The 14,503-nt window shown below is 71.4% G+C and carries 14 protein-coding genes; 6 read left to right on the top strand and 8 right to left on the bottom strand.

Features of this window, described 5'->3' with window-relative positions:
- Positions 1-396: 396 nt before the first annotated feature.
- Positions 397-1,068 (bottom strand): DUF305 domain-containing protein, encoded by a 672-nt coding sequence (locus tag MTE01_RS06320; protein ID WP_141376325.1) that lies wholly within the window; start codon positions 1,066-1,068, stop codon positions 397-399.
- Positions 1,068-1,775, bottom strand: coding sequence for a DUF3105 domain-containing protein (locus tag MTE01_RS06315; protein ID WP_141376323.1), 708 nt, complete (start codon positions 1,773-1,775; stop codon positions 1,068-1,070). Before MTE01_RS06315 ends, MTE01_RS06320 begins: the two co-directional genes overlap by 1 nt.
- A gap of 231 nt (positions 1,776-2,006) precedes the next feature.
- Here MTE01_RS06315 and MTE01_RS06310 point away from each other — a divergent pair, with 231 nt between their 5' ends.
- The 3 genes from MTE01_RS06310 to MTE01_RS06300 all read left to right on the top strand — a co-directional run bounded on the left by MTE01_RS06310 (position 2,007) and on the right by MTE01_RS06300 (position 6,137).
- Positions 2,007-3,344 carry a multidrug effflux MFS transporter gene (locus MTE01_RS06310; RefSeq protein WP_174799649.1) on the top strand — a complete coding sequence of 446 codons (1,338 nt, stop codon included), beginning with the start codon at positions 2,007-2,009 and terminating at the stop codon, positions 3,342-3,344.
- A gap of 110 nt (positions 3,345-3,454) precedes the next feature.
- Entirely contained in the window at positions 3,455-4,153 is a 699-nt protein-coding gene (locus tag MTE01_RS06305) for a phosphatase PAP2 family protein (RefSeq protein ID WP_141376321.1), read from the top strand.
- A 10-nt stretch (positions 4,154-4,163) separates the two neighbouring features.
- Positions 4,164-6,137: a helicase HerA-like domain-containing protein gene (locus MTE01_RS06300; RefSeq protein WP_141376319.1), complete on the top strand. Its 1,974-nt coding sequence runs from the start codon at positions 4,164-4,166 to the stop codon at positions 6,135-6,137.
- Positions 6,138-6,207: 70 nt separating this feature from the next.
- Here MTE01_RS06300 and MTE01_RS06295 read toward each other — a convergent pair whose 3' ends face one another.
- The gene (locus MTE01_RS06295; RefSeq protein WP_141376317.1) at positions 6,208-7,689 is read right to left on the bottom strand and encodes an MFS transporter; all 1,482 of its coding nucleotides are present in this window, start codon (positions 7,687-7,689) and stop codon (positions 6,208-6,210) included.
- 131 nt (positions 7,690-7,820) lie between these two features.
- On the opposite strand from MTE01_RS06295, the gene MTE01_RS06290 reads away from it, so the two are divergent.
- The 3 genes from MTE01_RS06290 to MTE01_RS06280 are packed head-to-tail and all read left to right on the top strand — an operon-like array spanning position 7,821 to position 10,400.
- Positions 7,821-9,434 (top strand): SDR family oxidoreductase, encoded by a 1,614-nt coding sequence (locus tag MTE01_RS06290; protein WP_116239364.1) that lies wholly within the window; start codon positions 7,821-7,823, stop codon positions 9,432-9,434.
- A 58-nt stretch (positions 9,435-9,492) separates the two neighbouring features.
- Positions 9,493-9,975 carry a MogA/MoaB family molybdenum cofactor biosynthesis protein gene (locus MTE01_RS06285; RefSeq protein WP_141376314.1) on the top strand — a complete coding sequence of 161 codons (483 nt, stop codon included), beginning with the start codon at positions 9,493-9,495 and terminating at the stop codon, positions 9,973-9,975.
- Positions 9,972-10,400 carry a molybdenum cofactor biosynthesis protein MoaE gene (locus MTE01_RS06280; protein WP_103205991.1) on the top strand — a complete coding sequence of 143 codons (429 nt, stop codon included), beginning with the start codon at positions 9,972-9,974 and terminating at the stop codon, positions 10,398-10,400. The genes MTE01_RS06285 and MTE01_RS06280 overlap by 4 nt, the downstream gene beginning before the upstream one ends.
- A 117-nt stretch (positions 10,401-10,517) precedes the next feature.
- Here the strand turns inward: MTE01_RS06280 and MTE01_RS06275 are convergent, their stop codons facing one another.
- From MTE01_RS06275 to moaA, 5 genes are read right to left on the bottom strand one after another with little or no spacing between them, the layout of a single operon-like run.
- Positions 10,518-10,754: a MoaD/ThiS family protein gene (locus MTE01_RS06275; protein ID WP_141376312.1), complete on the bottom strand. Its 237-nt coding sequence runs from the start codon at positions 10,752-10,754 to the stop codon at positions 10,518-10,520.
- Positions 10,751-11,287 carry a cyclic pyranopterin monophosphate synthase MoaC gene (gene moaC, locus MTE01_RS06270; protein WP_103205993.1) on the bottom strand — a complete coding sequence of 179 codons (537 nt, stop codon included), beginning with the start codon at positions 11,285-11,287 and terminating at the stop codon, positions 10,751-10,753. Before moaC ends, MTE01_RS06275 begins: the two co-directional genes overlap by 4 nt.
- Positions 11,284-12,507, bottom strand: a complete 1,224-nt coding sequence (locus tag MTE01_RS06265; protein ID WP_141376310.1) for a molybdopterin molybdotransferase MoeA — start codon at positions 12,505-12,507, stop codon at positions 11,284-11,286. The genes moaC and MTE01_RS06265 overlap by 4 nt, the downstream gene beginning before the upstream one ends.
- Positions 12,508-12,521: 14 nt before the next feature.
- Positions 12,522-13,304 carry a HesA/MoeB/ThiF family protein gene (locus MTE01_RS06260; RefSeq protein ID WP_141376308.1) on the bottom strand — a complete coding sequence of 261 codons (783 nt, stop codon included), beginning with the start codon at positions 13,302-13,304 and terminating at the stop codon, positions 12,522-12,524.
- Positions 13,301-14,482 (bottom strand): GTP 3',8-cyclase MoaA, encoded by a 1,182-nt coding sequence (gene moaA / locus MTE01_RS06255; RefSeq protein WP_141376306.1) that lies wholly within the window; start codon positions 14,480-14,482, stop codon positions 13,301-13,303. The genes MTE01_RS06260 and moaA overlap by 4 nt, the downstream gene beginning before the upstream one ends.
- Positions 14,483-14,503 lie beyond the last annotated feature (21 nt).

Raw genomic sequence — 14,503 nt, 5'->3', positions numbered from 1 at the left:
GAGCGGGAGCGCGTGCCGCACAGTGGGCGGGAACGCGTGCCGCGCGGTGAGCGGGAGTGGATGCCGTGCGACGCGCGAGAGCGCATGCCCTGCGGTGAGCGGGAGCGCGTGCCGCGCGGTGGGCGGGGGCGCGTGCCGCGCGGTGAGCGGGAGCGGATGCCGCGCGACGAGCGGGAGCTCATGCCCTGCGGCGGGCGGGCGTTGGCGAGGGGCCGCGGACGGTCGGCGCGCAGCCGCGGAGCGGGAACGGCGACCGAGAAGGCGCATGAACGCAATCCCCACGCATAAACGCGATCCGCACGTGAAAACGCGAGGAGCGCGCGTTTACGGGTGCGGATCGCGTTTATGCGTGAGGGGGGCGGGAGCGGATGCCGCCACGCGGACCGAACGCGGGCGTCAGGCGCTGCAGGACAGGCGCGACTGGATGTCGCGCATCGCGTCGAGCTCGGCGGACTGGCCGGTCACGATCGCGCCGGCGACCTCTTTCACGCGTGCGTCGGAGCCGAGTTCGATAACGGCTTGGGCCATGGGGATCGCACCCTCGTGGTGACGGATCATCAGCCGGAGGAACACGCAGTCCGCGGGCTGCCCCTGGGCACTGCGCAGCTCGTCGAGCTGGGCGTCGGTGGCCATGCCCATCTCGGCGAGCAGCTGCTCCTGTGTGAGCGCCGCGGTATCGCCATGGCTGTGCTCGCCCGACTTCTCCATCCACGTCATGAGCGGCTGGCTCGAGGACTGGGGGAGGCCCCACTGCACGAGCCACCCGTACATCTCGCCGCGCTGGCCCGACTGGGCGGTGGCGATGTCGTACGAGAGGGTGCGGAGCTCGTCGTCGTCGGTCTTTCGGTAGATCTCCATCGCCATGAGCACCGCCTGCGTGTGGTGCACCTGCATGTCTCGGGCGAAGCCGGCCTCCGCCGAGTTCTCGCCGGGGTGCGCGGGCGCCGCCGTCGCGCCGAACGCGGTGAAGCGCCCGACCGCGAACGCGACGGCGATCACCGCCACGGCGACGAGAGCGACGACGACCCAGCGGACCGCGGGACGCGCGACCGGGGCGTCCTCGCTCATCAGGCCTTGCCCGGACCGTCGATGGCGCCCGAGCACGCGGCGTTGGGCTCGGGGACGTTCTGGCTGCGCCAGAACTCCGTGAAGAACTCCTTGATGCGGGGGTCGGTGGGGTCGTCGACCTTGAGCTGGTGGTTCCACCCGCTGACGGCGACGGGGTTGTCCATGTTCGGGTACGGCGACAGGATCGCGTAGCTCGAGGGCAAGACCGCCTTGAGGGCGTCGACGCCGGCCTCGTCGACGCGAGCGGGGTCGTACGTGACCCAGATGGCACCGTGCTCCATCGAGTGCACGGCGTTCTCGTTCTGCTGGGGCTCGGTGTACACGCCGCAGTTCAACCAGTAGGGGTTGTGCGGGCCGCCGGCGGGCGGGTTCTGCTCATAGGTCACGGCACCCTGCACGTGGTCGGAGCGGTTCTCGAAGGTCTGCACACCGCTGATCTCACGGCCCGTGCTGTTGCCGGCCTGGTAGCTCGTGGGGGGAGCGGGGGCGAAGGCGAAGGATGCCACCACGAGACCGATCACCGCGACCGCGGCCGTGGAACCCACGACCCACCACACGAGCTTGCCGCGCTTGCGCTTCGCGACCTGCTTCTGGTACTCGGCGAGCTTCTCTTGGCGCTTCTGCTCGCGCTGCTGCTTGACGGTGAGATCGATCTGCGCCTGCTTGGCGGGGTTGCCGCTGGCTCGCTTGTCGGAGGGGGAGGTCATGCGCTGTGTTCTGTCTCTCTTCGCGGCGGGACACATCGGCAGCCGCCGACGCCCCCAGCCTATGCGGGTGAATGGGCCGATGGCCTGGGAGGAAACCGCGAGCCCGGGATGGTGGGGTACGGGTGGCCACGATAGTATGACGATGTCGAATCGATTCGAGGTTCGACGATCCCCCTTATTTCTCAGCCCGATTCCGTCGGGCTGTCCGTGTTGCGAAACGAAACCAGACGCGTGCTCGATACTGCCTCCCACCCCGTCATCCCCTCGTCGTCCCGCCCCGCGCCGACGAACACCGGCGCGATCCGCGCGATCGGCACGAACCCCGCCACGGCGCCGATCGTGCTGCACCCGGGTGATGCCATTCCGGCATCGCGTCGATTCCTGTACATCCTCGTGCTCGGCGCGCTCACGGCTTTGGGTCCGTTCACCATCGACCTGTACCTGCCGGCGTTCCCCGTGCTCGAGGCCGATTTCCAGACGACCGCGGCCGCGATCCAGCTGACCCTCACGGGCACGATGATCGGATTCGCGCTGGGACAGCTCATCGTGGGTCCGCTCAGCGACAAGGTCGGGCGTCGGCTTCCCCTCCTCTCGGTCACGGCTCTGCACGTGGCCGCGAGCATCTTCGCCGCCTCGGCGCCGACGCTCGAGACCCTGTCGATCGCGCGCGTGCTGATGGGCGCGGGTGCCGCCGCCGGCGGCGTCGTGGCCGCCGCCATCATCCGCGACCTGTTCGGCGGTCGCCGGCTCGTCGTGATGCTCTCGCGCATGGCGATGGTGTCGGGCGTCGCGCCCGTGCTCGCGCCCCTCGCGGGCTCCGCCCTTCTGCTGGTGATGAACTGGCGCGGCATCTTCGTCGTCCTCGCCGTGTACGGCGCCGTCATGCTCGTCTCGGCGATCCTGTTCGTGCCCGAGACCCTCCCGCCCGCTCGCCGCGGCGGCCCCGGTGCCACGACCGTCTGGCAGCGCTATGCGAGCGTGTTCCGCGACCGCGTCTTCATCGGCGTGCTCATCATCGGCGCGATGACCTTCAGCGGACTGTTCTCGTACCTCTCGGCATCGTCGTTCCTCTTCCAGGTGACCTATCAGTTCAGCGCGCAGGGCTACGGCGTGCTGTTCGCGGCCAACTCGATCGGTGTCGTCGTCGGTGTGCAGGTGGCGTCGCGCCTCGCCGCCCGGTTCGGTCCGCAGTGGGTGCTGGCTGTATCGACGGCGGTGCTCGTCCTGGCCGGGGGCGCCATCGTGCTGACCGACCAGCTGGGCCTCGGGCTGTGGGGAACCATCGTGCCGCTGTTCTTCTTCATGACCGCGTGCGGCTTCACGTTCCCCTGCGCTCAGGTGCTCGCCCTCGATCGCCACGGAAAGGCTGCGGGAACAGCACAGTCGATCATCGGGGCGGCGAACTTCGGCGTGGCCGGGATCATCTCGCCGCTGGTCGGCCTGCTCGCCACCGGTTCGGGCATCACCGCCACGACCATGGCCTCGGTCATGCTCGGCTGCGCCGTCATCGGCGTGCTGTCGCTGTGGCTGCTCGTGCGCCCGCGCACGGTTGAGCGCCTCGCGCCCTGATCGGACCGCGTCGACCGGTCGGCGGCGCACACAGTAGCAGGTCGGTCCCGGGGGTTCGCTCCCGGGACCGACCCATTCCTCCGTCGCCGACGAGACGGCATCATGAGGCGATGGATGCCTCCGCGATCGACGATGTGCTCGACACGCGCCCTCAGCGCTTCCGTGCCACGGTGGGTGTGGTGCTGATCGCCCTGGCGTGCGGCCTCGGGGCGTGGGTGTTCTTTCGCGGGCCGAGCCCGTTCGCGATCGACGTGTGGTGGAATCAGCTGTTCGCGTCGGCGCCGTCGCAGCCGCTCCTGGTCTTCGCGATCGCGATGGACACGGTCGGGGGGCATCTCACCGCCGTCCTGATCGTGCCGGTTCTGGGTGCCCTGGCGCTCTTCCTCTCTCGTCGGCGATGGTCGGCGCTGTACTTCGTCACCGCCTCGGTGGGCAGCGCCCTTCTCGTGCAGGTCGTCAAGCACACGTTCGGCCGAGCGCGACCGCAGGACATCCTCATCGTGAGCGACTACGGTTCGTTCCCCTCGGGGCATACGGCCAACGCGGCCACCATCGCGGTGGTCGCCGCGGTCCTGTTCCCGCACCTGTGGGTGAGGATCGTCGGGGTGGCCTGGGTGGTCCTCATGGCGTTCAGCCGTACCTACCTGCACGCGCACTGGCTCTCGGACACCGCGGGTGGGGCGCTCATCGGCGCCGGAGCCGCACTGATCCTGGCCGCGGCTTTCTCGCGCCTGCGCGCCCGCGACGAAGACCGACTGGCCATCCGTTCCGCACGCAAGACGGATGCCGCAGCGGCGACCGAGTCGTAGGCTGTCGCGCATGAGCGAGCCCGGCGCCGTGCCCTCCGTTTCGTCCGACGATCCCTCGGCGGCCGACGCCGAGCTCGCGCGTCTTCGTGCCGAAGCCGCGGCGGCCGAGGCCGAACTCCGGCTGGCGCGCGCCCGGGCCGATCTCGCCGCGGCGGAGGCGGCGGCCGCGACCGCACGCGCGCGAGCGGCGGGCCAGGCGTCGTCCGACCCGGCGCCGGCCGCACCGCCGGAGGAGCGGGCTGCGGCGACGCCGCCGTCAGCGGATGCTGCGACGCTGCCGGCCGACGAGGACGACGCAGTGCCCGCGGCGGGCACATCCGCCCCGGCCTCTTCCGCCCCGGCCCCTTCCGCCGTCGCCCCGCTCTCCGCCGCGCAGGTCGACACGATCGCCGCCGGGTACGCCGCCACCGGGCCCGCCCTCGACCTCGGCGTGCTCGTGAACGGCGAGCCGGTGGCATCCGTCCCCGTGCGCATCCCCCTCTCGATGACCAACCGCCACGGTCTGGTGGCCGGCGCGACGGGGACGGGAAAGACGCGCACGCTGCAGCTGCTCGCCGAGCAGTTGTCGGAGAACGGGGTGCCGGTGTTCGCCGCCGACATCAAGGGCGACCTGTCGGGACTGGCCGCCCAGGGCGTCTCGAGCGAGAAACTGCTCGCGCGCACCGCCGCCCTCGGACAGGACTGGTCGGCGCGCTCGTTCCCCACGGAGTTCTTCGCCCTGGGCGATAACGCGGGCTCGGGCATCCCGGTGCGAGCCACGGTCTCGGGTTTCGGCCCGCTGCTGCTCAGTCGCGTGCTCGGACTCAACCCGACGCAGGAGTCGAGCCTCGGTCTCGTGTTCCACTACGCCGACGAGAAGGGGCTGGCACTCGTCGACCTCTCCGACCTGCGCGCGGTGCTGACCTTCCTCACGAGCGCCGAGGGCAAGGCGGAGCTGAAGGGTATCGGTGGGCTGTCCGCGGCGACGGCGGGGGTCATCCTGCGCGAGCTGGTGGCCTTCGCGGCGGTCGGCGCCGACACCTTCTTCGGTGAGCCCGAGCTCGACGTCTCGGTGTTCCTTCGGACGGATGCCACGGGCGCGGGCATCGTGAGCCTGCTGGAGGTGCCCGACGTCGCGGCGCGGCCCCAGCTGTACTCGACGTTCCTCATGTATCTGCTCGCGGAGCTGTATGAGGCGCTGCCCGAGGTGGGCGATCTGGACAAGCCCAAGCTCGTGTTCTTCTTCGACGAGGCGCACCTGCTGTTCCGCGATGCGTCGAAGGCGTTCCTCGAGGCGATCACGCAGACCGTGCGGCTGATCCGCTCGAAGGGCGTCGGGGTCTTCTTCGTCACGCAGACGCCGAAGGACGTTCCCGGCGACGTGCTCGCGCAACTCGGCTCGCGGGTACAGCACGCCCTGCGCGCCTTCACGCCCGACGATGCCGCGGCGCTGCGCGCGTCCGTCCGCACGTACCCGGACTCGGGATACGACCTCGAGCGCGTGCTGCAGGAACTCGGGACGGGCGAGGCGATCATCACGGTGATGAGCGAACGCGGGGCCCCGACGCCCGTCGCGTGGACGCGCATCTTCGCCCCGCGCGCCTCGATGTCGCCCATCCCCGCCGAGGCCCTGGCGGCGGCGGTGTCGGCATCCCCCCTCTTCTCCACCTACGGCACCTCGATCGACCGCGAGTCGGCGCGCGAGATCCTCGGCACCCGCATGCAGGCGGCGGCCGAGGCCGAGGCTGCGGCCGAGCGCGCGAAGAAGGACGCCGCCGACGCCGCCGAGTACGCGAAGCAGAAGGCCGCGATCGACAAGGCGAACGCCGAGGCGCAGAAGAAGGCGCAACGCGAGTACGACCGCATCTTGACGTCGACGGCTGCCCCGCGCAGCCGCACGAGCGCGCCCGCCGCGGGCCTCGACGGTCTGCTCGGGCGTGGGGCGACGAAGAGCATCGTGAACGGCGTCATCCGCGGGCTGTTCGGCAACGGCCGACGCCGCTGAACCCCAGACGACGAAGAACGGGACGGGATGCCGATCACCCGGCATCCCGTCCCGTCGCCGTCGTCGGCGGTTACGGCCGGTTCAGCTCGAGGGGCATGGTGGACGTGTCGATCAGCGGATCGTCGTCCTGTCGGGCGACGAGCGCTTGTGCCTCGGCCGGGGTCTCCACCGTGGGGACGGAACCGAGCAGAGGGCGCTTGGCCGTCTCCGGCATGGCCAGGAGCGCGACCAACCCCATCGCGGCGAAGAACATGATGTAGAACGCCGGCATGAGCGTGTTGCCCGTCCAGCCGATCAGCGCCTGGCTGAACAACGGGGTCGTGCCTCCGAACAACGACACCGACACGTTGTACGCGATCGCCATCGCCCCGAAGCGCGAGGCGGTGGGGAAGAGCGCCGGCAGAGTGGATGCCGCGATGCTCGCGTAGAAGGCCACCGGCACCGCCGCGAGCACCAGGGCGATCATGACCGCCCACAGCTCACCGATCTGCATGATCAGGAAGGCCGGAACCAGCAGGACCAGCGCGGACGCGGCGGCCGCCACGTAGATGGGTTTGCGGCCCACCCGGTCGCTGAGCCTGCCGAAGATCGGCAGCATGGCCGACATCAGCAGAAGAACGGGGATGGTGGCGACGGCCGAGCCCACGTTCGAGATACCGACTTCCTTCTCGAGGTAGACCGGCATGTAGCTGGTGAGGGCGTATCCCGCGGTGTTGGTCGCCGCGACGAGGGCAATAGCGATGAGCAGGGACTTCCAGTGGTGGCGCACGATCCCGGCGAGGCCCTGGCGGGACATCGGGTCGTCCTTGTCGATCTCGGCCTCGGCCTCGGCCGCGTGCGTCTGCTCGAAGGAGGGGGTCTCGGGGATCTTCAGACGGAACCAGATCGCGACGATGCCGAGGGGGATGGCGAGCAGGAACGGGATGCGCCAGCCGTACTCGGTCATCGCGTCGGGGCCCGAGACGTTCGTCACGACGGCCGTGGTGATGGCCACCGCTCCGGCACCGGCGGCGAACCCGACGTAGGAGCCCACGTCGAGCCACGACGACCAGAAGCCGCGCCGCTTGTCGGGGGAGAACTCCGAGACGTAGGTGGTCGCTCCGGCGTACTCCCCGCCGGTGGAGAAGCCCTGGATCATCTTCAGCAGGTAGAGCGGGATGATCGCCCAGAGGCCGATCTGCGCCGAGGTGGGAAGGATGCCGATGAGCGCGGTGGCCGAGGCCATCATCGCCATCGTCAGGAAGAGCACCTTCTGCCGGCCGATCCGGTCGCCGAGGGGGCCGAGGACGAAGCCGCCGAAGGGGCGGACGAGGAAGGAGATCGCGAAGCCGAGCAGCGTGACGAGCAGACCCCACGGGTCGGGCAGGTCGGAGGCGAAGACGGCGGTGAGCGTGACGGCGAGGTAGCCGTAGATGCCGAAGTCGAACCACTCCATGAAGTTGCCGACGACGGTGCCGCCGATGGCGGTGCGCACGCGATTCTTGTCGACGACGATGACGTCGTCGACTTCGAGCCGGGGGGCTTCGGATGCCGAGGGGGATTTCTCGTTCATCCTTCTAGCGTTACCCCGATCCGTGTTTCGTTTCCAGTCCGGGGCGTGCGCGGGGCGGTCGTGCTATCGAGGCGTCTCGGACGATCGTCAAGCCCCCGGCGATGTCGGACGTCCGGCGTACCGTGTCGGGCATGACCGAGCTCTCCGCCCCTACCGGCCGCGAACCCGCGCTCGTCGCCCAGCCCCGCTCCGACGGGACGGCACCGAGAGCTCTGGTGCTCGGCGCCACCGGCTATCTGGGCGGCAGGCTCGTTCCCCGCCTGCTGTCGGCGGGGTACCGCGTGCGCGTGCTCGCCCGCGATCCTCGACGGGTCGAGGCCTTCCCCTGGGGCGACGAGATCGAGACCGCCACGGGCGACGCGACCGACGCCGCGGCCGTCCGTGCAGCGGTCGAGGGCGTCGACGTGCTCTATTACCTCATCCATTCGATGGGCAGCGCCCGCGATTTCGAGGCCACCGACCGCGTAGCCGCGCAGACCGTCGCCGACGCGGCGTCCGCGGCATCCGTCTCGCGCATCGTCTACCTCGGCGGCCTGCACCCCGATGACGCCACGCTCTCGGCGCACCTGCGATCGCGCGTCGAAGTGGGACAGATCCTCTTGCACAGCGGTGTGCCGACCCTCGTGCTGCAGGCCGGCGTCGTCATCGGGTCGGGCTCGGCGTCGTTCGAGATGGTGCGCCATCTCACCGACGTATTGCCGTACATGCCCGCGCCCAAATGGGTGCGAAACCACATCCAGCCGATCGCCGTGCGCGACGTGCTGCACTACCTGCTCGGCGCCGCACGCGTGGCCCCCAACGTCAACCGGGCGGTAGACATCGGCGGGCCCGACGTGCTGCGCTACGGCCAGATGATGAACGGCTACGCGATGGAGGCGGGTCTGCCGCAGCGCGCGATCGCGTCTCTGCCCGTCCTGACGCCGCGCCTCGCCTCGCACTGGGTCAACCTCGTGACCCCGATCCCGAAGGCGATCGCCCGGCCGCTCGTGGAGTCGCTGCAGAACGACTGCGTCGTGAAGGATCGCGCGATCGACGACCTCGTGCCGCGCCCCGAGGGTGGACTCATGCCCTACCGGGAGGCCGTCCGCCGCGCGCTCGGGCGCGTGAACGACGACGCGATCGAGACCAGCTGGCAAGACGCCGAGGTGTCGGGTGCCCCGAGCGATCCGCTGCCGAGCGACCCGGAGTGGTCGGGTCGGCTGGTGTACACCGACATCCGCTCGATGACCACGAAGGCGAGCGCCGCCCAGTTGTGGTCGGTGATCGAGGGGATCGGCGGAGAGAACGGCTGGTACTCCTCACCGCTGCTCTGGGCGATCCGCGGCTGGATGGACCGTCTCGTCGGTGGCGTGGGGTTGGCCCGCGGCCGTCGCAGTCGGTCGGTGGTCACCGTCGGCGATGCCCTGGACTTCTGGCGCGTCGAGGCGATCGAGCCCGGTCACCTGCTGCGCCTGCGCGCCGAGATGAAGGTCCCGGGCGGAGCCTGGCTCGAACTGCGCGCGACGCCCGAGGGTGAAGGGGCGCGCTTCGACCAGCGGGCGCTGTTCTTCCCGACGGGACTCGCGGGACGCCTCTACTGGTTGGCCGTGCTGCCCTTCCACGGGCTGATCTTCAGCGGCATGGCCCGGCGCATCACCGCCGCCGCCGAGCACGTGCAACGCGACGACCTCGAGCCGAAGGCGAAGGCCGGACGCATCGCCCCCGAGATCGCCGAGGTCGAGACGACCGCGGCGCCCTCGGCATAGGCCTTTCGCTTGCGGAAACCGGGCCCACGCCACCGCGCGCGCCCGTAGGCTGAGCCGCGTGCCCCACCACGCTCGCGTCCTGACCGTGTCCGATCGCTCGGCCGCGGGCCTCCGTGAAGACCGCGGCGGCCCCTTGGCAGTGTCGTTGCTGCGTGAGGCGGGATTCGACTGCGCCGACCCCGTCATCGTCGCCGACGGGGCAGACAGCGTCGAGACTGCTCTGCGCGCCCTCGTCGCCGAGGGGACGGGGCTCATCGTCACGACCGGCGGCACGGGCATCGCCCCCACCGACCGCACGCCCGAGGGCACGACGCGCGTGATCGACCGCGAGATCCCCGGTATCGCCGAGGAACTGCGGCGTCGTGGGCTCGCCGACACCCCGATGGCCGTCATCTCCCGCGGCCTCGCGGGCATCGTCGACCCCGGCACCCTCATCGTCAACCTCCCCGGGTCGACACGGGCCGTGGCATCCGGGATCACCGTCATCGCCGAGCTCGCACCGCACGTGCTCGATCAGCTCTCCGGAGGAGACCACTCATGAGCGCCGTCCGCATCGCCCGTCTGTCCGAGACCCCGCTCGACCTCGACGCGCACCTCGATGCCGTCGAGGAGTCGTCGTCGGGAGCCGTGACCACCTTCGTCGGACGCGTGCGCGACATCGACCCCGATGCCTCGGGCGCGGTCGTGGCGCTCGAGTACAGCGCGCACCCCGATGCCGAGCAGACCCTGCACCGCATCGCCGAGACCGCCGCGGCGGGGACCGATGCGATCGTCGCCGTCAGCCACCGCGTCGGCCGGTTGGGCGTCGGAGAGGCCGCGGTCGTGATCGCCGTGGCATCCGGTCACCGCGCCGAGGCATTCGAGGTCTGCCGCACCGTGATCGAGACGATCAAGACCGACCTGCCGGTGTGGAAGCGTCAGGTCGAGGCCGACGGCACCACGGAGTGGAAGGGCCTCGGGGGCTGACGCCTTCTCGCGCCCGCAACGGATTCGGGGGAGTGCAGCGGATGCGGATGCCGTGGCGCGGTGTGTCCGAATCCCGTGCACGGATCCGAATCCGGTGCATCGGCTGCGTCCCGGGGCTCAGCCGCCGGCGAAGGGCGGGAGCACGTCGACGTGCGTGACGCCCGCGAGCGGGGCGTCGTCGTCGCGGCGCGTGCCGTCGACGAGCACGGCGCAGCGATCCAGGATCTCGCCCAGAGCGGGGTGGTCGGCGACGACCGCGGCGCGCAGCGCCGTCAGGGACTGTTCGACGCGATCCTCGGCATCCGTTCCCGCCGCCTCGGCCGCGGCGGCGAAGTAGCGCACGCGCACGCTCACGCGCGTTCCCCCTCGGTCGCCGGCACCTCGCCGGGAGCGGTCGCCGACGGGCCGACCCCGGGTTCGCCCGGGCGCAGCCAGTCGCCCGACTTCCCGCCGGTCTTCGACACGATGCGCACGTTCTCGATCAAGGTGCCCTTGTCCAGCCCCTTCACCATGTCGACGATCGCGAGCGCCGCGACCGTGACGCTCGTGAGCGCCTCCATCTCGACGCCGGTACGGTCGGCGGTGCCGACGGTGGCTTCGATCTCGACGCCCTCGTCGGTGACCTCGAGGTCGACCGAGGCGCGGTGCACGCCGATGACGTGCGCGAGGGGGAGCAGGGCGGGGGTGGATTTCGCGGCCTGGATGCCGGCGATCCGCGCGACCGCGAGCACATCGCCCTTGGGCGCGGTGCCGTTGCGCAGGGCGGCGACCACCTCGGGCGCACACCGGACGAATCCGCGCGCGGTGGCGGTGCGAACGGTGGGCTGCTTGAGCGTGACGTCGACCATGCGGGCGCGGCCCGCGGCATCCAGGTGGGTGAAGCTCATGGAATCAGCATGACATCGAGCGGGTCGCCCACCGACACGGTGGACACCTCCGCGGGAACGATGGCGAAGGCCTCGGCGCGCGCGAGAGAGGCGGCGAGGTGCGAGCCCGAGCCGCCGGCCGTCGCGGGGCGGACCGTGCCCGCGACGAGGTCGATCGCGGCGGGAAGGTACTGGCGTCGGCCGGGCGGGGTCGTCCAGGTCTCGGATGCCGTGAGCCGGGCGAGACGCCGATCGATCACCGTGCGGCCCTGCAGCGCCAGGAGCGCGGGGCGCACGAACACCTCGAACGAGACCGCGACGCTCACGGGATTGCCGGGGAGGCCGAAGACGAGGCGGCCGTCGTCGAGGACGCCGAAGGCCTGCGGCTTGCCGGGCTGCATGGCGACCTTCTCGAACGCGATGCGGTCCGACAGCGCCTGGCGCACCGGTTCGTAGGCCCCGGCGCTGACGCCTCCCGTGAAGACGACGACGTCGGCGTCGAGAGCGCGGGCGAGGAAGGAGTGGATCGCCTCGGCTTCGTCGGGGAGCGAGGCGATGACCGTCACGTCGGCGTCGGCGCCCGTGACGAGAGCCGCGAGGAGTGTCGAGTTGGAGTCGGGGGTCTGGCCGCGCCCCGGCGCGGTGCCGGGGGCGACGAGCTCGCTGCCGGTGGAGACGACGGCGACACGGGGGCGGCGGTGCACGACGAGCTCGGCGACGCCGGCGGCCGCGGCGGCGGACAGCGCGAGGGCGCCGAGCCTCTCGCCGGCCGAGAGCACGACATCGCCCGCACGGGTGTCACCGCCCCGGCGGCGGATGAACGCACCCGCGGCGGCGGGGGCGCGACGGACGTCGATGGTGCCGAGCGAGTCCGCGAGACCACCGGTGGTGTCCTCGAAGGGGACGATCGCGTCGGCCGCGGTCGGGACGGGCGCGCCCGTCATGATGCGCACCGCCTCGCCGGCGCCGAACGACGGATCTGCCGACGACCCGGCCGGCAGGTCGCCGACCACGCGGAGGGTCGCCGGGTTCTCGGCATCCGCCCCCTCGACGTCGGCGACGTGCACCGCGAAACCGTCCATCGACGAGTTGTCGAAGCCGGGCAGGTCGTGGGCGGCGAGAACCGGTTCGGCGAGCGTGCGACCGGCCGCGTCGGCGAGGCGGACGGTCTCGGGGGCGAGGCGTGAGACGGCGGCGAGCACGCGGGCGCGGTGCTCCTCCACGGTGAGCAGCGGGGTCATCGGGGCCTCCGGGGTCAAGGGGAAACGGCGGGGCGCGCCGCGGGGGTGAGCGGGATCGCATCCTGTCGCGCGCGCAGGACATCGATCACGACGAGTCGGCCGAGCAGCGGTTCGCCCGCCCCGGTGACGAGCTTGATCGCCTCGGTCGCGAGAAGCCCGCCGACCTGCACGCAGAGCGAGCCGAGAACGCCGACCTGGGCGCACGTCGGCGGTTCGCCCGCGGACCCGGGCGGGAAGAGATCGCCGAGCACGACGGGGGCGTGGCCCTCGGGCGGATTCGACCAGAACACCGTGACCTGCGCCGCCCACTCCTGCACGGCTCCCCAGACGAGCGGGATGCCGAGGGTTTCGGCGGCCGCGGCGACGGCCTCGCGCGTCTCGAAGGTGTCGCTCCCGTCGATGACGAGGTCGGCACCGTGCAGCAGATCGCGGGCGTTGTCGGAGGTCAGTCGTACCGAGCGTTCCTGCACGACGGTGAGGGGTGAGAGATCGTGCACGGCGCGGGCGGCCGAGGCAGTCTTGGCGGTGCCGATGTCGGCGACGCGGTGCGCAAGCTGGCGCTGCAGGTTGGTGCGCTCGACGGTGTCGTCGTCGATCACGATGAGCTCGCCCACCCCCGCGGCCGCGAGCGAGAGCAGCACCGGCGAACCCAGACCGCCCGCGCCGACCACGGCGATGCGTGCGGCGGCGAGGCGACGCTGTCCCTCCTCGCCGATCCCGGCGAGCACGGCATGACGGGCGGTGCGGATGAGTTCTTCGGGGGCGAGGGATGCCACCGGCTCGACGAGCGGCCTCATCCGCCGATCGCGCTCATCGTGCGCTCGGGCTGAACGAAGTCGGGGCGCGCCAGTCCCACGCGGTCGGAACCGTGGGCGCGCGGCTTGGCCCACATGGCATCCCGCCAGACCTGTGCGATGCCGTCGTCGTCGGCGCCCGCGCGGAGGGTGGAGAGCAGGTCGGTCTCTTCGTGCGAGAAGAGGCAGGACCGCACCTTGCCGTCGGCCGTCACGCGGGTGCGCGTGCAGGCGGCGCAGAAGGGTTCGGTGACGGAGGAGATGATGCCGACGTGTCCGGCGACCGCGGTCTCTCCGGGGCGTCGCACCTCCCATCGCTCCGCGGGGGCAGCGCCGCGACCGCGAGGGTCGGGCGCGAGGGCGAACGCCGTTTCGATCTCGGCGCGGATGTCGCTCGCCGCGATGACGTTCGTCGCCGTCCACGACCGGTCGCCGTCGAGGGGCATGTCCTCGATGAAGCGCATCTCGAAGCCGTTCGTGACAGCCCAGTCGACGAGGGGGACGACCTCGGTGTCGTTGACCCCGCGCAGGAGCACCGCGTTGATCTTGATCGGGCCGAGGCCCGCCGCGCGCGCGGCCTGGAGGCCGGCGAGCACCTTGTCGAGGTGGGGGCGGCGGGTCAGCTCGGCGAAGGTCTCGGGGTGCAGGGTGTCGAGCGAGACGTTGAGGCGGTTCAGCCCCGCGTCTTTCAGCGCCTGCGCCCGGCGATCGAGGCCCACGGCGTTGGTGGTCATCGAGATCGGAAGGTCGGGGTTGTCCTCCCGGATGCCGGCGATGATGAACTCGAGGTCTTTGCGGACGAGGGGCTCTCCGCCGGTGAGGCGCAGTTCCTCGGCGCCGAGGGATCGCACCGCCACGCGGACGATGCGCCGGATCTCGTCGGTCGACATCAGCTGCGACTGCGGGAGCCACGGCATCCCGTCGGCCGGCATGCAGTACGTGCAGCGCAGGTTGCATTTGTCGATCACCGAGACGCGCAGGTCGGTCGCGACACGGCCGAAGCGGTCGAGCAGACCGCCCTCGCGGGGAGCGCCCGTCTCGGTGAGCACGGTCGCGCCGGAGGCCGAGACGGCCGGTGCTCCCGTCGCGGGGAGCACGGTGGCGCCAGGCGCGCGGGTCACGGTGGCGCCGAGTGCGACGGCCACGGGCCCCCGTGTCGTGCTCGCGTGCTCGGCATCCATGGGTCGAGCCTAGGTCAGCAC

Source organism: Microbacterium testaceum (assembly GCF_006539145.1).
Lineage (GTDB): Bacteria > Actinomycetota > Actinomycetes > Actinomycetales > Microbacteriaceae > Microbacterium > Microbacterium testaceum.
The sequence above is the reverse complement of the archived record's forward strand: the minus strand, read 5'-3'. Positions and strand labels throughout refer to the sequence as shown.